Annotated in this window: 5 protein-coding genes, 5 tRNA genes, 6 rRNA genes and 1 riboswitch; of the genes, 3 read left to right on the forward strand and 13 right to left on the reverse strand. The window is 46.7% G+C overall.

Going from position 1 to position 22,087, the window contains the following annotated elements; all coding sequences use genetic code 11:
- Positions 1-17: 17 nt before the first annotated feature.
- Complete coding sequence (locus tag OCV36_RS14270; RefSeq protein ID WP_135456109.1) at positions 18-1,781, forward strand: PglL family O-oligosaccharyltransferase; 1,764 nt, start codon at positions 18-20, stop codon at positions 1,779-1,781.
- Between the two features lie 104 nt (positions 1,782-1,885).
- On the opposite strand, the gene OCV36_RS14275 is transcribed toward OCV36_RS14270, so the two are convergent.
- Positions 1,886-3,025: a pyridoxal-phosphate-dependent aminotransferase family protein gene (locus tag OCV36_RS14275; protein ID WP_017073005.1), complete on the reverse strand. Its 1,140-nt coding sequence runs from the start codon at positions 3,023-3,025 to the stop codon at positions 1,886-1,888.
- Positions 3,026-3,201: 176 nt separating this feature from the next.
- Positions 3,202-3,379: riboswitch (Lysine riboswitch) on the forward strand.
- Between the two features lie 110 nt (positions 3,380-3,489).
- Between OCV36_RS14275 and lysC the strand changes: the two genes are divergently transcribed.
- Positions 3,490-4,857: a lysine-sensitive aspartokinase 3 gene (gene lysC / locus OCV36_RS14280; RefSeq protein WP_135456107.1), complete on the forward strand. Its 1,368-nt coding sequence runs from the start codon at positions 3,490-3,492 to the stop codon at positions 4,855-4,857.
- A 116-nt stretch (positions 4,858-4,973) separates the two neighbouring features.
- Here lysC and metH read toward each other — a convergent pair whose 3' ends face one another.
- Positions 4,974-8,651 (reverse strand): methionine synthase, encoded by a 3,678-nt coding sequence (gene metH, locus OCV36_RS14285; RefSeq protein ID WP_135456105.1) that lies wholly within the window; start codon positions 8,649-8,651, stop codon positions 4,974-4,976.
- 169 nt (positions 8,652-8,820) lie between these two features.
- Between metH and OCV36_RS14290 the strand changes: the two genes are divergently transcribed.
- Positions 8,821-10,101 (forward strand): cation:proton antiporter, encoded by a 1,281-nt coding sequence (locus OCV36_RS14290; RefSeq protein WP_135456103.1) that lies wholly within the window; start codon positions 8,821-8,823, stop codon positions 10,099-10,101.
- Positions 10,102-10,907: 806 nt separating this feature from the next.
- On the opposite strand, the gene OCV36_RS14295 is transcribed toward OCV36_RS14290, so the two are convergent.
- The 11 genes from OCV36_RS14295 to OCV36_RS14345 form a co-directional block, all read right to left on the reverse strand.
- Positions 10,908-10,984: transfer RNA gene (locus tag OCV36_RS14295), tRNA-Trp, on the reverse strand.
- 60 nt (positions 10,985-11,044) lie between these two features.
- Positions 11,045-11,121: transfer RNA gene (locus OCV36_RS14300), tRNA-Asp, on the reverse strand.
- Positions 11,122-11,188: 67 nt separating this feature from the next.
- A 5S ribosomal RNA gene (gene rrf, locus OCV36_RS14305) occupies positions 11,189-11,304 on the reverse strand.
- 95 nt (positions 11,305-11,399) lie between these two features.
- Positions 11,400-14,293: ribosomal RNA gene (locus OCV36_RS14310) — 23S ribosomal RNA — on the reverse strand.
- Positions 14,294-14,597: 304 nt separating this feature from the next.
- A tRNA-Ala gene (locus tag OCV36_RS14315) sits at positions 14,598-14,673 on the reverse strand.
- A gap of 21 nt (positions 14,674-14,694) precedes the next feature.
- Positions 14,695-14,771, reverse strand: a tRNA-Ile gene (locus OCV36_RS14320).
- A gap of 67 nt (positions 14,772-14,838) precedes the next feature.
- Positions 14,839-16,393: ribosomal RNA gene (locus tag OCV36_RS14325) — 16S ribosomal RNA — on the reverse strand.
- Between the two features lie 413 nt (positions 16,394-16,806).
- Positions 16,807-16,922 (reverse strand): 5S ribosomal RNA (rrf, locus tag OCV36_RS14330).
- A gap of 95 nt (positions 16,923-17,017) precedes the next feature.
- Positions 17,018-19,911, reverse strand: a 23S ribosomal RNA gene (locus OCV36_RS14335).
- Between the two features lie 314 nt (positions 19,912-20,225).
- Positions 20,226-20,301 (reverse strand) — tRNA-Glu (locus OCV36_RS14340).
- A gap of 91 nt (positions 20,302-20,392) precedes the next feature.
- Positions 20,393-21,947, reverse strand: a 16S ribosomal RNA gene (locus OCV36_RS14345).
- Together the 16S, 23S and 5S rRNA genes with 5 tRNA genes alongside form the textbook arrangement of a ribosomal RNA operon.
- Between the last annotated feature and the right edge of the window lie 140 nt (positions 21,948-22,087).

A 22,087-nucleotide genomic window follows, 5' to 3' on the forward strand; every position in this document is an offset into this window, starting at 1 on the left:
TATAAGGTTAGGGATTTATGGCAACAATACATACTAGCGGTACCCAGCTAGAAAATCAGAGAGCCCAACTACCGCTGAATAAGGCATTTCTAGCCTCTTTAGCTGTTGTATTCTTATTAGCCATGCATTTTTTCATGCCTAACCCTGGCGGCTCTGGCCTTGCTTTATCTTTTAATCCGACCACTTGGTTAGCTCTTAGTTTTACATTGGCAATTGGCTTCTACCAACTCGCAACCAACCGAGTACTCAAGTATTCCAAATTAACCGTTGGCTTGCTGATTAGCTGCATCATACTCACACTGCCTATTCTATACAGTAATGCCTCACCTCAAGGAGTGTCAGGCCGCTTACTTGGATTATGGGCGGGCTTTGCCTTATTCGTAGTCCTTCAACAATTCAAATTCAGCAATAAACACAAGCAACGCATGTTGTGGTTCATTGTGCTTGCTGTGGTTATACAAGCACTCTTTGGTTACGTGCAATATTTCTTACTGGAACCCGGCAATCTATTTGGTTACAACACTGCGGCTAATCGACCTTATGGAATATTCCAACAACCGAATGTAATGGCTAGCTTTTTAGCTACTGGTTTTGTGCTTTCAGCGTATCTTTTGGCGAGGCAACCTGCGAAATATAACCATAAGATTAGCGAATCGATTTTACTTTATTTAACCCCAACCTTAACCGTGCCGCTATTAATTATTATTGCATCACGAACTGGCTGGTTGGCCGCCGTAATAGGGTTAATATGTATTCTGCCTTACCTATACAAATTCTCGACTAAGAAGCGATTTTACGGATGGTGCGCATCAGTGCTAGTCGGTATCGCCATCGCTTTTTCGGTGATCAGTCTCAGTGCAACAGATAGTTTCGCGAGTAAGAAGGCAAACCTAGAAAGCCCAAGAGCTTATACCTTCCCACAAGCGTTGGACATGATGATAGAAAAGCCATTTACAGGTTATGGCTACGGGAAATTCGAATCCGAGTACACGCTATACACGGCTCGCCAGCATCAACTCAACTCAAATTATCATCCCGGCCTTCCTTCAATGGATCACCCGCACAATGAATTCCTGTTTTGGGGAGTTGAAGGCGGAATAGTACCAATTATCGGGATCTTAATTGCTGCGTTTTTAGTCATGTCACGTATAGCAAGCTCAACGAACGGAACACGTCTAGCACTGCTCGCGCTATTTATCCCCATACTCTTGCACTCTCAGCTCGAGTATCCTTTTTATCATTCTGCGATTCACTGGATAACATTCATCGTATTGATTTACTGGGTTGATCAACGTTCTTCTCGGCACTATCAACAGCCGTTTAGTATCGTGAGTAAAACCCTGTTTAGAGTATCTAGCTTGGTGGTTCCGATCTTGGTGAGTTTCTATATGTTGAGCGCGCTGCATACCAATTATGTGCTAACTCAATTTGAACTGTCTAAGCCTAAGAACCCGGATATTCTTAAGCAGGTGACAAACCCGGTGGTTTGGAAAGATCGCTATGATTGGGATGTGTACAGCACGTATCTAAATATTGGCCTCTACAAAGCTGATCCTAGCCTGATCCAACCTTATGTTGATTGGTCTCTGGAAATAATAAAGAGCAAACCAAGGCCTGCTTTCTACAGCAATCTTATTCTTGCTTATCAAGGGTTGGGCGATCACAGCAAGGCAGAACAAATTCGTAGCGAAGCGAGCTTTTTGTTCCCAAATAGAGACTTTTCCAAGGTTCAATATAAGAAAATATCAGAAGCTGAAAACAACATTTCTTCTGCTAAATGATGCCAAGGAATCTAGAGTGAATTCACCATATTGACGTTTAGTCTAGACACAAAAAAGCGCACGATCTCTCGTGCGCTTTTCTTTTGAAATTCAGTTTATTACCGCTATTTTAAAACGTCTTGCAACGCTTTTAAGCACAATGCGACATTCTCTTTTCGAGCACCATAACCCATTAAACCAATACGCCAAGCCTTCCCAGCTAAAGAGCCAAGGCCTGCACCGATTTCAAGATTATACTCTTCTAACAGCTGTGTTCTTATTTTGGCTTCGTCAATCCCTTCAGGGAAGTAAAGCGCATTCAATTGAGGCAAGCGGCTCTCTTCATCAACGACAAACTTTAACCCCAAAGCTTCTACGCCAGCTTTAAGATCTTGGTGCATCGCGTAATGACGTGACCAAGCGTTGTCTAACCCTTCATTTTTCAGTAAAACCAACGACTCATGCAAAGCATACAGGCTGTTCACGGGTGCCGTGTGGTGGTAGCTACGCTTACCTTCTCCACTCCAGTAACCGAGTACCAAGCTCTGATCTAGGAACCAGCTTTGTACTGGCGTTTGACGCGCCTTCATCTTCTCAACCGCACGTTGAGAGAAAGTCACAGGAGACAGACCAGGAACGCAAGATAGACATTTTTGACTGCCAGAATAAACCGCATCAAGCTGCCATTCATCAACCAAGAGTGGTACACCACCTAATGATGTCACCGCATCAACAATCGACAATGCATCAAACTGACGAGCTACTGCGGAAATAGCTTTAGCATCCGATAACGCTCCAGTCGACGTTTCTGCATGCACAAATGCGACAGCTACAGCATCAGGGTTTTCTGCCAATGCTTTTTCGACCTTTTCAACGGAAACTGGCTTGCCCCACTCGTCATCAACAAGGATCGCTTCGCCACCACAACGCACAACATTCTCTCGCATACGTTCACCGAAAACACCGTTGCGACAAACAATCACCTTCTCGCCAGGCTCAATCAAGTTAACAAAACACGTTTCCATACCCGCACTGCCTGGAGCAGAAACAGCAATCGTAAATTCATTCTCTGTTTGGAATGCGTACTTAAGAAGTTGTTTCAGCTCATCCATCATCGCGATAAATAACGGGTCGAGGTGACCAATGGTTGGACGGCTTAAGGCCTGTAAAACTTGAGGAGAAATGTCTGAAGGCCCCGGCCCCATTAACGTTCGGTGTGGCGGATAAAAGCTCTCGATAGCAGTAGTGAGTGTTAAATTAGACATGTACATCCCTTACGTTAATGGTGTGAACATTCCACCCTAAAGCAAATCGATCACCTCAGCAATTAGCTAAAAGTATTGAGGTCACACCAGTGTCACATAATTGTTAAAATTATTTTTTAAATATCTCCAGTTACGGATTGACATTGTTACCACAAAAACGTTCAATGAAACGGCTATCTAGCAGAAGAGGAGCACTGCCCAGGCAGATGTTTTGTGGAACCGCATTTCCAATACAAAACATTTATGGGGAGCAGTGCCGAGATAATAAAAGGATGTAGGACCTTTATTATCGGTTGAGCGGGCTGAATCCCTTCAACTGTCACCATTTCTATATGGTGAAGAGCTTCTGAGGTTACTATTCTAATAATTCCTCTCTTTTTGCTCTAAATACTCTCTTCGAAAAAACATCGGACGTTGGATTACCCAATCGTAATTTTATTTTAGGAAGTCGTGGGAGATATATCGTGAGTGCATCTAATGTAGCTGGTTCTTTTAATGTCGCTAAGTTTGGCGGAACAAGTGTTGCCAACTTTGAAGCAATGAGCCGTTGTGCTGCCATTATTGAAAACAACTCAAATACGAAACTGGTGGTAAGCAGTGCCTGCTCAGGCGTCACCAACTTGCTTGTTGAGCTCGCCAATGGTGTGCAAGACAAAACTCGTCGTCAGGAATTATTGACGCAATTGACTGACATTCATAACGCGATTCTTGATCAGCTAGCTGACCCAATTAGCATTGAAAAAGATGTGCACTGTATTCTCGATGACATTGCGAGCGCTGCAGAAGCGGCATCATTCCAAGCCAGTACCAAACTCACCGATCACCTAGTGGCATGTGGCGAACTGATGTCGACACATATCCTCGCTCAAATCATTCGTGAACGTGGAACACCCGCTGTCCGTTTTGATATCAGAGAAGTGATGCGCACCAATGATGACTTCGGCAAAGCAGAACCACAGTTAAAAGATATTGCAGCCTTAGCACAAGAGAAATTGATTCCACTATGCCAACAGCAAGTTGTCGTTACCCAAGGCTTTATCGGCGCCGATAGCGAAGGTAACACCACAACTTTGGGTCGTGGTGGTAGTGATTATTCTGCCGCACTGATTGCAGAATCTGTACAAGCGATTGGTTTAGAGATCTGGACCGATGTTCCGGGCATCTACACCACGGATCCACGGATCGCATCGAAAGCATCCCCTATCCCAGAGATTAGCTTCAGCGAAGCATCAGAAATGGCAAACTTTGGCGCGAAGATCTTGCACCCATCGACTCTAGTCCCGGCACTACGCCACCAAATTCCGGTATTTGTCGGCTCATCAAAAGCACCAGAGCTCGGTGGCACATGGATTCGTCAACAAGTTGAAAGCTCCCCTCTGTTCAGAGCGCTTGCCCTACGCTGCAATCAAACCATGGTTACGCTACGCAGCGCTAACATGTTCCATGCTTATGGCTTCCTCGCAAAAGTGTTCGAGATCCTGGCTAAGCATAAGATCTCTGTCGATCTTATCACTACCTCAGAGATCAGTGTCTCACTCACTCTCGATCAAACAGATACATCAGGTGGTGCTCCTCAGTTACCAGAAGCCGCTCGAATTGAGCTTGAAGAGCTGTGTTCTGTGGATATTGAACACGACCTATGCCTTGTTGCTCTTATTGGCAACAACATGAGTGAAAGCAAAGGCTATGCGAAGCAAGTATTCGGCACGCTTGAAGACTTCAACTTACGTATGATTTGTTACGGAGCGAGCCCACACAACCTGTGCTTCTTGCTTGATGAATCAGTCTCCAAATTAGCGATTCAAAAGCTGCATCAAGAGCTGTTTGAGTAGAAAGTCCGTTTATCATCGACGGATAAATAACTAAATCACAGATACAAAAAGGGTTGCTCTTAAGCAACCCTTTCTCTTTTTTACTTTACGAATCAAAGCTCGTCATAGCCTAAAAGCTAGTTAATGTTTGGACCTAACCACTTCTCAGCTTCCAACATATCCCAACCTTTACGATCAGCATAGCTATCCACTTGATCCTGTTGAATCTGAGCAATCGCAAAGTATCGTGAATCAGGATGCGAGAAATACATACCAGACACAGAAGCACCTGGCCACATCGCATAGCTAGTTGTTAGTGACATGTCGATCGCTTTTTCAACATCCATCAACTCCCACAACGAACCTTTCTCAGTATGCTCAGGACAAGCTGGATAACCCGGAGCTGGACGAATACCTTGGTACTTCTCTCGAATCAAATCATCATTAGACAAATCCTCATCTGGCGAGTAACCCCAAATGTCCTTTCTCACTTCTTTATGCAGGTATTCAGCGAACGCTTCTGCCAATCGATCAGCCACAGCTTGAATCATAATCGCGTTGTAGTCATCACCATTGGCTTTGTATTCATCAGCAAGTTCTCTCTCACCAATACCACCCGTCACCGCAAAGCCACCAATCCAGTCCGCTTTACCGCTATCTTTCGGCGCAATGTAATCTGACAAACAGTAGTTAAAACCTTTTGGCTTTTCGGTTTGTTGACGAAGGTTGTGCAGAACCTTTAGTACCTCGGTACGAGATTCATCGGTATACACTTCAATATCATCACCAACACTGTTCGCTGGGAACATAGCGCACATACCACGAGCTTCAAGCAACTTCTCTCTTTGTACTAGATCCAATAAATCATTGGCGTCTTTAAATAAGCGCTTCGCCTCTTCGCCTACTTCTTCATGATCAAAAATTGCCGGGTACTTACCAACCAAAGACCACGTCATAAAGAATGGGGTCCAGTCGATGTACTTACGTAAAGTAGCGACATCAAAATCCTTGAAGATGTGCACTCCTGGCTTAGCGGGTGCTGGCGGAGTGTAAGCATTCCAATCAATGGCCACTCTGTTAGCACGAGCTCTCTCAAGCGAGACAGGCTTGGTGCGCGGCTTCTTGCGGTTGTGTTGATCACGAACACGGTCATAATCTAGAACCAACTTCTCAACGAATGCGGGCTTCAATTCATTAGATAACAATGAGGTACATACACCAACAGCACGTGAAGCGTTATTAACATAAACAACGGGCTCAGAATAGTTCTGTTCAATTTTAACCGCTGTATGTGCCTTAGACGTGGTTGCGCCACCAATCAACAAAGGCAACTTAAAGCCTTGTCTTTCCATCTCTTTCGCAACATGCACCATTTCATCGAGAGAGGGAGTAATCAGACCCGAGAGACCAATGATGTCGACGTTTTCTTCTTTGGCTACCTTGAGAATTTTTTCACATGAAACCATCACGCCTAGATCGATAATTTCGTAGTTATTACACTGTAAAACCACGCCAACGATATTCTTACCGATGTCGTGAACATCACCTTTCACTGTTGCTAACAGTATTTTCCCGTTAGTCGCACCGACGTCTTTAGTTGCATTGATAAATGGCTCAAGATGGGCGACACCTTGCTTCATTACACGGGCAGATTTCACCACTTGAGGAAGGAACATTTTACCTTCACCAAATAAGTCACCAACTACGTTCATGCCATCCATTAAAGGACCTTCAATCACTTCAATAGGGCGAGAAGCATTAACACGAGCCTCTTCTGTGTCTTCAACGATGAAATCAGTAATGCCTTTCACCAAAGAGTGCTCTAAGCGCTTTTCTACTGGCCAGGTGCGCCACTCTAACGCCGATTTATCTTCAACCTTTCCAACTGCACGCTCTAAGTATGCAGTCGCAATATCCAATAAGCGCTCCGTCGAGTCATCACGACGGTTAAGCACCACGTCTTCAACAGCTTCACGTAAGTCTTCAGGCACATTATCGTAGATCTCAAGTTGACCCGCATTAACGATGCCCATATCCATACCGTTTTTAAAACAGTGATACAGGAATACCGCGTGAATAGCCTCACGAACGTAGTTATTACCGCGGAAAGAGAATGAAACATTCGACACACCACCCGAGATCATCGCATGAGGAAGATCGCGTTTGATATCACTTACCGCTTCAATGAAGTCCACCGCGTAATTGTTATGATCATCAATACCCGTAGCCACTGCGAAAATGTTCGGGTCAAAAATAATATCTTCTGGCGGGAAACCTACTTCATCAACAAGAATGTTGTAGGCATTAGTACAAATCTCAACCTTACGTTCTCGAGTATCTGCCTGACCTAGTTCGTCGAACGCCATCACGATGACTGCTGCGCCATAACGACGAACCAGTTTCGCTTGTTCAACAAACTTCTCTTTCCCTTCCTTCAATGAGATAGAGTTAACGATGCCTTTACCCTGAATACATTTCAGACCCGCTTCGATAACTTCCCATTTTGAAGAGTCGACCATGACTGGCACTTTCGAGATCTCAGGCTCAGACGCACATAAATTAAGGAATTTAACCATGCACGCCTCAGCGTCTAGCATCCCTTCATCCATGTTGATATCGATGATCTGAGCGCCGTTCTCAACTTGCTCTCGAGCAACACTCAAGGCTTCATCGTAAAGCTCTTCTTTTATCAATCGCTTAAATCGAGCAGAACCGGTAACGTTAGTACGCTCACCTACGTTCACAAATAGAGATTCTTTGGCAATCGTTAATGGCTCCAAGCCAGATAAACGGCAAGACACAGGCAAATCAGGTAGTTGACGCGGAGTTACGCCTTCAACGACATCGGCCATTTGACGAATATGTTCTGGCGTCGTACCACAACAACCACCAATTAAGTTCAAGAAGCCACTTTCAGCCCACTCCTTAACATGTTCTGCCATCTCTTCCGGAGATAAGTCATATTCACCGAACGCGTTGGGTAAACCTGCATTAGGGTGAGCAGAAACATTGCATTCAGAGATACGAGACATCTCACTGACGTATTCGCGGAGTTCATCAGGACCTAACGCACAGTTCAGTCCAAATGAGATAGGTCTAACATGACGAAGGGCGTTATAGAATGCTTCTGTAGTCTGCCCTGAAAGCGTACGGCCTGATGCGTCAGTTATGGTGCCGGAGATCATTACTGGCAATTTAATACCAATTTCTTCAAAAACCGATTCAACAGCAAAAGCACATGCTTTCGCGTTTAGCGTATCAAAAATGGTCTCGATAAGAATAAGATCTGAACCACCCTTGATAAGAGCACGAGTCGATTCAGAGTAAGCTTCAACCAATTCATCAAAGCTAACGTTACGGTAACCCGGGTCATTGACATCAGGAGAGATAGAACAGGTTCGGTTAGTAGGGCCTAAAACACCGGCAACGAAACGAGGTTTATCCGGAGTCTTTGCTGTCCACTCATCAGCAGCTTCACGTGCCAGTTGAGCAGCCGTAAAGTTAATTTCTTCGCTAAGGCTTGCCATATCGTAGTCAGCCATAGCGATGGTTGTAGAGTTAAAGGTGTTGGTCTCGAGGATGTCGGCCCCAGCTTCCAAATATTCTGAATGGATATCTTTGATAAGCTTAGGCTGTGTAAGTACTAAAAGGTCATTGTTGCCTTTTAAGTCACTATGCCAATCAGCAAAGCGTTCACCGCGATAATCTTGCTCTTCCAATTTATAATCCTGAATCATGGTACCCATGCCACCATCGATCAGTAAAATTCGTTGCTTCAACAGAGCTTCAATCTTTTGCCTTACATTACTTCCCACAATACAACCTCATTCCTTTAATTATCTCTCCATCCTATCACACATTAAAAAGGAGTCTAGACGTCTAAAAAAGGAAATTGATTACCGACTCATAACAAAAAAATGTTTGCTATTTGAGCATGAGACAACGAAAATTAATATTCATACTTTGTTACATGTTGGGATCCCAATGTCGGTCTACTACACCTTATGCTTCTTGTCCGCTGCTGCCATGCTTATTGCTTTCGTGAATACCAAAATTGGTAAAATGCAGACAACCATCGCCATTACAGCTGGTTCAATGATGTTATCTCTATTGATTATCATTGCGGGACAAAACAATTGGTTTCAATTGGCTGACATCGCCTCAGAAACTGTTGCCAGTATCAACTTTGAAGATTTCCTCCTGAAAGGAATATTGGGATTCTTACTCTTTGCTGGTGGTCTTGGGATTAAGTTACCTAATCTAAAAGATCAGAAATGGGAAATAACAGTACTAGCTCTTGGCGCTACACTGTTTTCGACATTCTTTATTGGTTTTGTGCTCTATGGATTCTGTCAATTCATCGGCATTCAATTTGATTTGATTTATTGCTTACTCTTTGGCTCTCTAATCTCACCAACCGATCCCATTGCGGTGTTAGCTATAGTCAAAAAGCTCGACGCTCCCAGACGAATCTCAACTCAAATCGAGGGAGAATCTCTATTCAACGATGGTTTTGGCTTAGTTATCTTCGTTACCCTATTTACCATTGCGTTCGGTACAGAAGCACCGACTGTAGGTAGCGTGACCATGTTATTCGTCCAAGAGGCGATTGGCGGTATCGTCTATGGCTTGGTTCTAGGTTTAATATTCCATTACCTAATTAGCAACACCGATGACCACTCGATGGAGCTGCTATTGACTATCGGTATCCCAACTTCTGGTTATGCCTTTGCTGAAGTTCTACATGTATCAGGACCATTGGCGATGGTAGTTTCAGGAATCATGATTGGTAACTGGACGCGCTTTATTGGGTTCTCGAAAGAGAGTGAGGATCATCTAGACCACTTCTGGGAACTAATCGATGAATTCTTGAATGGTGTATTGTTCTTATTGATCGGTATGTCGATGCTGTTATTCAAATTCCACCAAGAAGACTGGATCTTAATGGCGTTCGCAGTGCCTCTAGTGCTAAGCGCACGCTACCTAAGTGTTTTCTTGTCTTATATCGGATTTAAACGCTTTAGAACTTACAACCCTTGGTCAATCAAGATCTTAACTTGGGGTGGCTTGCGTGGTGGCCTAGCTCTAGCCATGGCACTTTCAATCCCTTCAGGTATCTGGGTGATAGAAGGCAAGGCAATAGATGTTAAAGAGATTATCCTTGTCATGACATACGCTGTTGTTGTGTTCTCAATCTTAGTTCAAGGCTCAACAATTACTCCGATGATAGAGAAAGCGAAACAAGCTGAGAAAGAGCTAGATTAACATCTCAAAATATTAAACTAGGCTGCCTAATATAGGTGGCCTTTTTTATACCTGATGAAAGTCAGATTCATCAATATCCTCACTAAAGCTCTAGCTGAAAGGTATACGTGAAACATAGAGCCTATCTCGACATTTGATGCACTATTATTAGAGTAATCAAAAACCTTATGTAGATTGAACACTGGATTTGGTTAGCACCAAAGTGAAGGCAAAGGATGTTTAATCCTGATAAAGACGACATGTAAACAGCGATAGCGATCTTAGCCAGAAATTTTACTGGAATTGAAACCATGTAAAAAACCCTTTCTTCTACGTACTAGCGAGTCTCCCAATAGACCAATCTTCAGTTGTATAAGCATAACTCGCAAGGCTTCAGCATCCGATGATTGAAATAAAAATAATGAGACTCAACGTCTAGCAGTAATTGATTTTGTCGTTAGCGGAAACTTCGGAGCTTGGTGAGTGTTGAACAGGAAGCTCTAGTTTTCAACTAAGTACTTAAATGCGACAAGATTGTACTAAGTAGGTATTAAAGCGGTTCGACTAAATAGGTGTAACTAGAGGAACACTTAATATTTCTAGCGTTAGGCTAAAGGTGACAGGCATAAAAAAGGCTCTAGCATTTCTGCCGGGACGCGTAGTCTAGAGCCTTAAATATGGTAGGGCTGGACTGAGTCGGCACTCCGGAGATTCGAACTCCCAACACGCGCTATTTGGGTAAGTCGGGGAATCCGCTGCTCTGATAATGCCGTATATTAGATTCAGAAAGTAAAAAGGCCCTAGCATTTCTGCTAGAGCCTTGAATATGGCAGGGGTGGAGAGATTCGAACTCCCAACACGCGGATTTGGAATCCGCTGCTCTGCCAATTGGAGCTACACCCCTAAAACTTTATCTTGCTTCAGATTCGAAAAAACCTCGCACTAGGCGAGGTTATCGAATAAGTGGCGGAGTGGACGGGACTCGAACCCGCGACCCCCGGCGTGACAGGCCGGTATTCTAACCAACTGAACTACCACTCCGCAGTGGTCAACTCACTAAGTGAGCGTCCATATCCCCAGGTCGGTCAACCTAAAGATTTAATTTAAAGCCTGGCGATGTCCTACTCTCACATGGGGAAACCCCACACTACCATCGGCGCTATTGTGTTTCACTTCTGAGTTCGGCATGGAATCAGGTGGGTCCACAATGCTATGGTCGCCAAGCAAATTTTAAAATTCGGAAAGCTTATTTAAAAGTTATATCTCTTCAAACTCATTCAAGGTCTGTCTTTGAGTCCACAAAACCCCTTGGGTGTTGTATGGTTAAGCCTCACGGGCAATTAGTACAGGTTAGCTCAATGCCTCGCAGCACTTACACACCCTGCCTATCAACGTCGTAGTCTACGACAACCCTTTAGGACACTTATAGTGCCAGGGAAAACTCATCTCAAGGCTCGCTTCCCGCTTAGATGCTTTCAGCGGTTATCGATTCCGAACTTAGCTACCGGGCAATGCCATTGGCATGACAACCCGAACACCAGAGGTTCGTCCACTCCGGTCCTCTCGTACTAGGAGCAGCCCCTTTCAATTTTCCAACGCCCACGGCAGATAGGGACCGAACTGTCTCACGACGTTCTAAACCCAGCTCGCGTACCACTTTAAATGGCGAACAGCCATACCCTTGGGACCGACTTCAGCCCCAGGATGTGATGAGCCGACATCGAGGTGCCAAACACCGCCGTCGATATGAACTCTTGGGCGGTATCAGCCTGTTATCCCCGGAGTACCTTTTATCCGTTGAGCGATGGCCCTTCCATTCAGAACCACCGGATCACTATGACCTGCTTTCGCACCTGCTCGAATTGTCATTCTCGCAGTCAAGCGGGCTTATGCCATTGCACTAACCACACGATGTCCAACCGTGTTTAGCCCACCTTCGTGCTCCTCCGTTACTCTTTGGGAGGAGACCGCCCCAGTCAAACTACCCACCAGGCACTGTCCGTAATCCCGATTCAGGGACCAACGTTAGAACATCAAAACTACAAGGGTGGTATTTCAAGGACGACTCCATCACATCTAGCGACGCAATTTCATAGTCTCCCACCTATCCTACACATGTAGGTTCAATGTTCAGTGCCAAGCTGTAGTAAAGGTTCACGGGGTCTTTCCGTCTAGCCGCGGGTACACTGCATCTTCACAGCGATTTCAATTTCACTGAGTCTCGGGTGGAGACAGCGTGGCCATCATTACGCCATTCGTGCAGGTCGGAACTTACCCGACAAGGAATTTCGCTACCTTAGGACCGTTATAGTTACGGCCGCCGTTTACCGGGGCTTCGATCAAGAGCTTCGTCCGAAGACTAACCCCATCAATTAACCTTCCGGCACCGGGCAGGCGTCACACCGTATACGTCATCTTACGATTTTGCACAGTGCTGTGTTTTTAATAAACAGTTGCAGCCACCTGGTATCTGCGACTCTCGTCTGCTCCATCCGCAAGGGACTTCACTGATAAGAGCGTACCTTCTCCCGAAGTTACGGTACCATTTTGCCTAGTTCCTTCACCCGAGTTCTCTCAAGCGCCTTGGTATTCTCTACCCGACCACCTGTGTCGGTTTGGGGTACGATTCCTTACAATCTGAAGCTTAGAGGCTTTTCCTGGAAGCATGGCATCAATGACTTCACTACCGTAGTAGCTCGACATCGTATCTCAGCGTTAGTAGTGGTCCGGATTTACCTAAACCACCCGCCTACATACTTGAACCTGGACAACCGTCGCCAGGCCCACCTAGCCTTCTCCGTCCCCCCATCGCAATTGTAAGAAGTACGGGAATATTAACCCGTTTCCCATCGACTACGCCTTTCGGCCTCGCCTTAGGAGTCGACTTACCCTGCCCCGATTAACGTTGGACAGGAACCCTTGGTCTTCCGGCGAGGGAGTTTTTCACTCCCTTTATCGTTACTCATGTCAGCATTCGCACTTCTGATACCTCCAGCAGCCCTTACAGACCACCTTCAACGGCTTACAGAACGCTCCCCTACCCCACATACCCTAAGGTACGTAGCCGCAGCTTCGGTGTATAGCTTAGCCCCGTTACATCTTCCGCGCAGGCCGACTCGACCAGTGAGCTATTACGCTTTCTTTAAATGATGGCTGCTTCTAAGCCAACATCCTGGCTGTCTGAGCCTTCCCACATCGTTTCCCACTTAGCTATACTTTGGGACCTTAGCTGGCGGTCTGGGTTGTTTCCCTCTCCACGACGGACGTTAGCACCCGCCGTGTGTCTCCCGGATAGTACTTACTGGTATTCGGAGTTTGCAAAGGGTTGGTAAGTCGGGATGACCCCCTAGCCTTAACAGTGCTCTACCCCCAGTAGTATTCGTCCGAGGCGCTACCTAAATAGCTTTCGGGGAGAACCAGCTATCTCCAGGTTTGATTGGCCTTTCACCCCTAGCCACAAGTCATCCGCTAATTTTTCAACATTAGTCGGTTCGGTCCTCCAGTTGATGTTACTCAACCTTCAACCTGCCCATGGCTAGATCACCTGGTTTCGGGTCTAATCCTAGCAACTGTACGCCCAGTTAAGACTCGGTTTCCCTACGGCTCCCCTAAACGGTTAACCTTGCTACTAAAATTAAGTCGCTGACCCATTATACAAAAGGTACGCAGTCACACCACGAAGGTGCTCCTACTGCTTGTACGTACACGGTTTCAGGTTCTATTTCACTCCCCTCACAGGGGTTCTTTTCGCCTTTCCCTCACGGTACTGGTTCACTATCGGTCAGTCAGTAGTATTTAGCCTTGGAGGATGGTCCCCCCATATTCAGACAGGATATCACGTGTCCCGCCCTACTCGTTTTCACTGATTATGATGTGTCGGTTACGGGGCTATCACCCTTTACTGCGGCACTTTCCAGACTCTTCACCTGCATCATTAAAAGCTTAAGGGCTAATCCAATTTCGCTCGCCGCTACTTTCGGAATCTCGGTTGATTTCTCTTCCTCGGGGTACTTAGATGTTTCAGTTCCCCCGGTTTGCCTCCTGTTGCTATGTATTCACAACAGGATACGTGCTTATGCACGTGGGTTTCCCCATTCGGAAATCCCAGACTCAAAAGGTTATTACTACCTAATCTGGGCTTATCGCAAGTTATTACGTCCTTCATCGCCTCTGACTGCCAAGGCATCCACCGTGTACGCTTAGTCACTTAACCATACAACCCGAAAGGGTCTTAGTGTATGGCAACTAACCAAGGTTTTTGGTTGTCATCAAGAAGGGTTAATTCTCAATGACTGTTTGCCGGACTCAATTGTGAATCAATGTAAACATTGATTCGAATACAAGACACTTGAATGTGTTTGTTGTGTTTATCTAATGAAAGATAAACATTGAGAACTTTTAAATTTGATTTGAATTACTCGTAAGTAATCAAATCAGTCAGCTTTCCAAATTGTTAAAGAGCTTGATTCAAACTAATGAACCATTTCTAAATATTTTCAAATAAAAACACTTAAAGATGGTGGAGCTATGCGGGATCGAACCGCAGACCTCCTGCGTGCAAGGCAGGCGCTCTCCCAGCTGAGCTATAGCCCCATCTTTGTATCTAGTCGATATTGGTGGGTCTGAGTGGACTCGAACCACCGACCTCCCGCTTATCAGGCGAGCGCTCTAACCAGCTGAGCTACAGACCCAATATCGTCTCTTTTACTTTCTAAACCTAATCAATCTGTGTGGACACTCATCGTGACTATCTTCGTATAAGGAGGTGATCCAGCCCCAGGTTCCCCTAGGGCTACCTTGTTACGACTTCACCCCAGTCATGAACCACAAAGTGGTGAGCGTCCTCCCCGAAAGGTTAAACTACCCACTTCTTTTGCAGCCCACTCCCATGGTGTGACGGGCGGTGTGTACAAGGCCCGGGAACGTATTCACCGTGACATTCTGATTCACGATTACTAGCGATTCCGACTTCATGGAGTCGAGTTGCAGACTCCAATCCGGACTACGACGCACTTTTTGGGATTCGCTCACTATCGCTAGCTTGCTGCCCTCTGTATGCGCCATTGTAGCACGTGTGTAGCCCTACTCGTAAGGGCCATGATGACTTGACGTCGTCCCCACCTTCCTCCGGTTTATCACCGGCAGTCTCCCTGGAGTTCCCGACATTACTCGCTGGCAAACAAGGATAAGGGTTGCGCTCGTTGCGGGACTTAACCCAACATTTCACAACACGAGCTGACGACAGCCATGCAGCACCTGTCTCAGAGCTCCCGAAGGCACACCTGCGTCTCCGCTGGCTTCTCTGGATGTCAAGAGTAGGTAAGGTTCTTCGCGTTGCATCGAATTAAACCACATGCTCCACCGCTTGTGCGGGCCCCCGTCAATTCATTTGAGTTTTAATCTTGCGACCGTACTCCCCAGGCGGTCTACTTAACGCGTTAGCTCCGAAAGCCACGGCTCAAGGCCACAACCTCCAAGTAGACATCGTTTACGGCGTGGACTACCAGGGTATCTAATCCTGTTTGCTCCCCACGCTTTCGCATCTGAGTGTCAGTGTCTGTCCAGGGGGCCGCCTTCGCCACTGGTATTCCTTCAGATCTCTACGCATTTCACCGCTACACCTGAAATTCTACCCCCCTCTACAGCACTCTAGTTCACCAGTTTCAAATGCAGTTCCGAGGTTGAGCCCCGGGCTTTCACATCTGACTTAATGAACCACCTGCATGCGCTTTACGCCCAGTAATTCCGATTAACGCTCGCACCCTCCGTATTACCGCGGCTGCTGGCACGGAGTTAGCCGGTGCTTCTTCTGTTGCTAACGTCAAGATGCGCAGCTATTAACTACACACCCTTCCTCACAACTGAAAGTACTTTACAACCCGAAGGCCTTCTTCATACACGCGGCATGGCTGCATCAGGCTTTCGCCCATTGTGCAATATTCCCCACTGCTGCCTCCCGTAGGAGTCTGGACCGTGTCTCAGTTCCAGTGTGGCTGATCATCCTCTCAGACCAGCTAGGGATCGTCGCCTTGGTGAGCCATTACCTCACCAACTAGCTAATCCCACCTAGGCATATCTTGACGCGAGAGGTCCGAAGATCCCCCTCTTTGGCCCGTAGGCATTATGCGGTATTAGCCATCGTTTCCAATGGTTATCCCCCACATCAAGGCAATTTCCTAGGCATTACTCACCCGTCCGCCGCTCGACGCCCATTAACGCACCCGAAGGATTGTTAGTGTCGTTTCCGCTCGACTTGCATGTGTTAGGCCTGCCGCCAGCGTTCAATCTGAGCCATGATCAAACTCTTCAATTTAAGATTTTGTGACTCAACGAATACTGACTTCAAAACTAATATTCATTCGAAAATGAACATGTAATTCTAAAGCTATTACCATTCCAACAGAATGGTAATGAATTGACTGTGCCAAAATTAAGTGAACTTAATTTTGTATTGGTCACTCAGTTCATTGAAATCAAGTTTGTTACCGAAGTAACTGTTACTACCTAAGTAATAACGTTTTGATATTCATCAACGAGTGCCCACACAGATTGATAGGTTTAAATTGTTAAAGAGCGTGTTCTCTAAAAAGAGAACGCTTTCAGTGCCTTAGCACTTAAGCAGGACGCGTATAATACGCTTTCCACTTTGAAAGTCAACATAAAACACTAAGAAAACTTAGAACTCTATGGTGACTTGTCTATTAAATAGACAAAGTCGAAATTAAAGCCTGGCGATGTCCTACTCTCACATGGGGAAACCCCACACTACCATCGGCGCTATTGTGTTTCACTTCTGAGTTCGGCATGGAATCAGGTGGGTCCACAATGCTATGGTCGCCAAGCAAATTTTAAAATTCGGAAAGCTTATTTAAAAGTTATATCTCTTCAAACTCATTCAAGGTCTGTCTTTGAGTCCACAAAACCCCTTGGGTGTTGTATGGTTAAGCCTCACGGGCAATTAGTACAGGTTAGCTCAATGCCTCGCAGCACTTACACACCCTGCCTATCAACGTCGTAGTCTACGACAACCCTTTAGGACACTTATAGTGCCAGGGAAAACTCATCTCAAGGCTCGCTTCCCGCTTAGATGCTTTCAGCGGTTATCGATTCCGAACTTAGCTACCGGGCAATGCCATTGGCATGACAACCCGAACACCAGAGGTTCGTCCACTCCGGTCCTCTCGTACTAGGAGCAGCCCCTTTCAATTTTCCAACGCCCACGGCAGATAGGGACCGAACTGTCTCACGACGTTCTAAACCCAGCTCGCGTACCACTTTAAATGGCGAACAGCCATACCCTTGGGACCGACTTCAGCCCCAGGATGTGATGAGCCGACATCGAGGTGCCAAACACCGCCGTCGATATGAACTCTTGGGCGGTATCAGCCTGTTATCCCCGGAGTACCTTTTATCCGTTGAGCGATGGCCCTTCCATTCAGAACCACCGGATCACTATGACCTGCTTTCGCACCTGCTCGAATTGTCATTCTCGCAGTCAAGCGGGCTTATGCCATTGCACTAACCACACGATGTCCAACCGTGTTTAGCCCACCTTCGTGCTCCTCCGTTACTCTTTGGGAGGAGACCGCCCCAGTCAAACTACCCACCAGGCACTGTCCGTAATCCCGATTCAGGGACCAACGTTAGAACATCAAAACTACAAGGGTGGTATTTCAAGGACGACTCCATCACATCTAGCGACGCAATTTCATAGTCTCCCACCTATCCTACACATGTAGGTTCAATGTTCAGTGCCAAGCTGTAGTAAAGGTTCACGGGGTCTTTCCGTCTAGCCGCGGGTACACTGCATCTTCACAGCGATTTCAATTTCACTGAGTCTCGGGTGGAGACAGCGTGGCCATCATTACGCCATTCGTGCAGGTCGGAACTTACCCGACAAGGAATTTCGCTACCTTAGGACCGTTATAGTTACGGCCGCCGTTTACCGGGGCTTCGATCAAGAGCTTCGTCCGAAGACTAACCCCATCAATTAACCTTCCGGCACCGGGCAGGCGTCACACCGTATACGTCATCTTACGATTTTGCACAGTGCTGTGTTTTTAATAAACAGTTGCAGCCACCTGGTATCTGCGACTCTCGTCTGCTCCATCCGCAAGGGACTTCACTGATAAGAGCGTACCTTCTCCCGAAGTTACGGTACCATTTTGCCTAGTTCCTTCACCCGAGTTCTCTCAAGCGCCTTGGTATTCTCTACCCGACCACCTGTGTCGGTTTGGGGTACGATTCCTTACAATCTGAAGCTTAGAGGCTTTTCCTGGAAGCATGGCATCAATGACTTCACTACCGTAGTAGCTCGACATCGTATCTCAGCGTTAGTAGTGGTCCGGATTTACCTAAACCACCCGCCTACATACTTGAACCTGGACAACCGTCGCCAGGCCCACCTAGCCTTCTCCGTCCCCCCATCGCAATTGTAAGAAGTACGGGAATATTAACCCGTTTCCCATCGACTACGCCTTTCGGCCTCGCCTTAGGAGTCGACTTACCCTGCCCCGATTAACGTTGGACAGGAACCCTTGGTCTTCCGGCGAGGGAGTTTTTCACTCCCTTTATCGTTACTCATGTCAGCATTCGCACTTCTGATACCTCCAGCAGCCCTTACAGACCACCTTCAACGGCTTACAGAACGCTCCCCTACCCCACATACCCTAAGGTACGTAGCCGCAGCTTCGGTGTATAGCTTAGCCCCGTTACATCTTCCGCGCAGGCCGACTCGACCAGTGAGCTATTACGCTTTCTTTAAATGATGGCTGCTTCTAAGCCAACATCCTGGCTGTCTGAGCCTTCCCACATCGTTTCCCACTTAGCTATACTTTGGGACCTTAGCTGGCGGTCTGGGTTGTTTCCCTCTCCACGACGGACGTTAGCACCCGCCGTGTGTCTCCCGGATAGTACTTACTGGTATTCGGAGTTTGCAAAGGGTTGGTAAGTCGGGATGACCCCCTAGCCTTAACAGTGCTCTACCCCCAGTAGTATTCGTCCGAGGCGCTACCTAAATAGCTTTCGGGGAGAACCAGCTATCTCCAGGTTTGATTGGCCTTTCACCCCTAGCCACAAGTCATCCGCTAATTTTTCAACATTAGTCGGTTCGGTCCTCCAGTTGATGTTACTCAACCTTCAACCTGCCCATGGCTAGATCACCTGGTTTCGGGTCTAATCCTAGCAACTGTACGCCCAGTTAAGACTCGGTTTCCCTACGGCTCCCCTAAACGGTTAACCTTGCTACTAAAATTAAGTCGCTGACCCATTATACAAAAGGTACGCAGTCACACCACGAAGGTGCTCCTACTGCTTGTACGTACACGGTTTCAGGTTCTATTTCACTCCCCTCACAGGGGTTCTTTTCGCCTTTCCCTCACGGTACTGGTTCACTATCGGTCAGTCAGTAGTATTTAGCCTTGGAGGATGGTCCCCCCATATTCAGACAGGATATCACGTGTCCCGCCCTACTCGTTTTCACTGATTATGAGATGTCGACTACGGGGCTATCACCCTTTACTGCGGCACTTTCCAGAGCCTTCGTCTGTCTCATTAAAAGCTTAAGGGCTAATCCAATTTCGCTCGCCGCTACTTTCGGAATCTCGGTTGATTTCTCTTCCTCGGGGTACTTAGATGTTTCAGTTCCCCCGGTTTGCCTCCTGTTGCTATGTATTCACAACAGGATACGTGCTTGTGCACGTGGGTTTCCCCATTCGGAAATCCCAGACTCAAAAGGTTATTACTACCTAATCTGGGCTTATCGCAAGTTATTACGTCCTTCATCGCCTCTGACTGCCAAGGCATCCACCGTGTACGCTTAGTCACTTAACCATACAACCCGAAAGGGTCTTAGTGTATGGCAACTAACCAAGGTTTTTGGTTGTCATCAAGAAGGGTTAATTCCTGATAACTGTTTGCCGGACTCAATTGTGAATCAATGTAAACATTGATTCGAATACAAGACACTTGAATGTGTTTGTTGTGTTTATCTAATGAAAGATAAACATTGAGAACTTTTAAATTTGATTGAATTACTCGTAAGTAAATCAATCAGTCAGCTTTCCAAATTGTTAAAGAGCATGAATTTCTAAACACTAAGTGTTTGAAACCATTGTTAAAGACTCTCGAAAGAGAACTTTTAAAAATGGTATCCCGTAGGGGAGTCGAACCCCTGTTACCGCCGTGAAAGGGCGGTGTCCTAGGCCTCTAGACGAACGGGACACTGGATATTGAAGAACTTGGGAGTTCTTCGTCTCTTTACTTTTCTAAACCTAATCAATCTGTGTGGACACTCATCGTGACTATCTTCGTATAAGGAGGTGATCCAGCCCCAGGTTCCCCTAGGGCTACCTTGTTACGACTTCACCCCAGTCATGAACCACAAAGTGGTGAGCGTCCTCCCCGAAAGGTTAAACTACCCACTTCTTTTGCAGCCCACTCCCATGGTGTGACGGGCGGTGTGTACAAGGCCCGGGAACGTATTCACCGTGACATTCTGATTCACGATTACTAGCGATTCCGACTTCATGGAGTCGAGTTGCAGACTCCAATCCGGACTACGACGCACTTTTTGGGATTCGCTCACTATCGCTAGCTTGCTGCCCTCTGTATGCGCCATTGTAGCACGTGTGTAGCCCTACTCGTAAGGGCCATGATGACTTGACGTCGTCCCCACCTTCCTCCGGTTTATCACCGGCAGTCTCCCTGGAGTTCCCGACATTACTCGCTGGCAAACAAGGATAAGGGTTGCGCTCGTTGCGGGACTTAACCCAACATTTCACAACACGAGCTGACGACAGCCATGCAGCACCTGTCTCAGAGCTCCCGAAGGCACACCTGCGTCTCCGCTGGCTTCTCTGGATGTCAAGAGTAGGTAAGGTTCTTCGCGTTGCATCGAATTAAACCACATGCTCCACCGCTTGTGCGGGCCCCCGTCAATTCATTTGAGTTTTAATCTTGCGACCGTACTCCCCAGGCGGTCTACTTAACGCGTTAGCTCCGAAAGCCACGGCTCAAGGCCACAACCTCCAAGTAGACATCGTTTACGGCGTGGACTACCAGGGTATCTAATCCTGTTTGCTCCCCACGCTTTCGCATCTGAGTGTCAGTGTCTGTCCAGGGGGCCGCCTTCGCCACTGGTATTCCTTCAGATCTCTACGCATTTCACCGCTACACCTGAAATTCTACCCCCCTCTACAGCACTCTAGTTCACCAGTTTCAAATGCAGTTCCGAGGTTGAGCCCCGGGCTTTCACATCTGACTTAATGAACCACCTGCATGCGCTTTACGCCCAGTAATTCCGATTAACGCTCGCACCCTCCGTATTACCGCGGCTGCTGGCACGGAGTTAGCCGGTGCTTCTTCTGTTGCTAACGTCAAGATGCGCAGCTATTAACTACACACCCTTCCTCACAACTGAAAGTACTTTACAACCCGAAGGCCTTCTTCATACACGCGGCATGGCTGCATCAGGCTTTCGCCCATTGTGCAATATTCCCCACTGCTGCCTCCCGTAGGAGTCTGGACCGTGTCTCAGTTCCAGTGTGGCTGATCATCCTCTCAGACCAGCTAGGGATCGTCGCCTTGGTGAGCCATTACCTCACCAACTAGCTAATCCCACCTAGGCATATCTTGACGCGAGAGGCCCGAAGGTCCCCCTCTTTGGCCCGTAGGCATTATGCGGTATTAGCCATCGTTTCCAATGGTTATCCCCCACATCAAGGCAATTTCCTAGGCATTACTCACCCGTCCGCCGCTCGACGCCCATTAACGCACCCGAAGGATTGTTAGTGTCGTTTCCGCTCGACTTGCATGTGTTAGGCCTGCCGCCAGCGTTCAATCTGAGCCATGATCAAACTCTTCAATTTAAGATTTTGTGACTCAACGAATACTGACTTCAAAACTAATATTCATTCGAAAATGAACATGTAATTCTAAAGCTATTACCATTCCAACAGAATGGTAATGAATTGACTGTGCCAAAATTAAGTGAACTTAATTTTGTATT

The organism is Vibrio echinoideorum, assembly GCF_024347455.1.
In the GTDB taxonomy this organism is placed as follows: Bacteria; Pseudomonadota; Gammaproteobacteria; order Enterobacterales; family Vibrionaceae; genus Vibrio; species Vibrio echinoideorum.

Bases quoted from the DNA above. Each gene is read 5' to 3' on its own strand.
- OCV36_RS14275 (WP_017073005.1), bottom strand. From the start codon at position 3,025: ATGTCTAATTTAACACTCACTACTGCTATCGAGAGCTTTTATCCGCCA.
- OCV36_RS14290 (WP_135456103.1), top strand. From the start codon at position 8,821: ATGTCGGTCTACTACACCTTATGCTTCTTGTCCGCTGCTGCCATGCTT.
- OCV36_RS14270 (WP_135456109.1), top strand. From the start codon at position 18: ATGGCAACAATACATACTAGCGGTACCCAGCTAGAAAATCAGAGAGCC.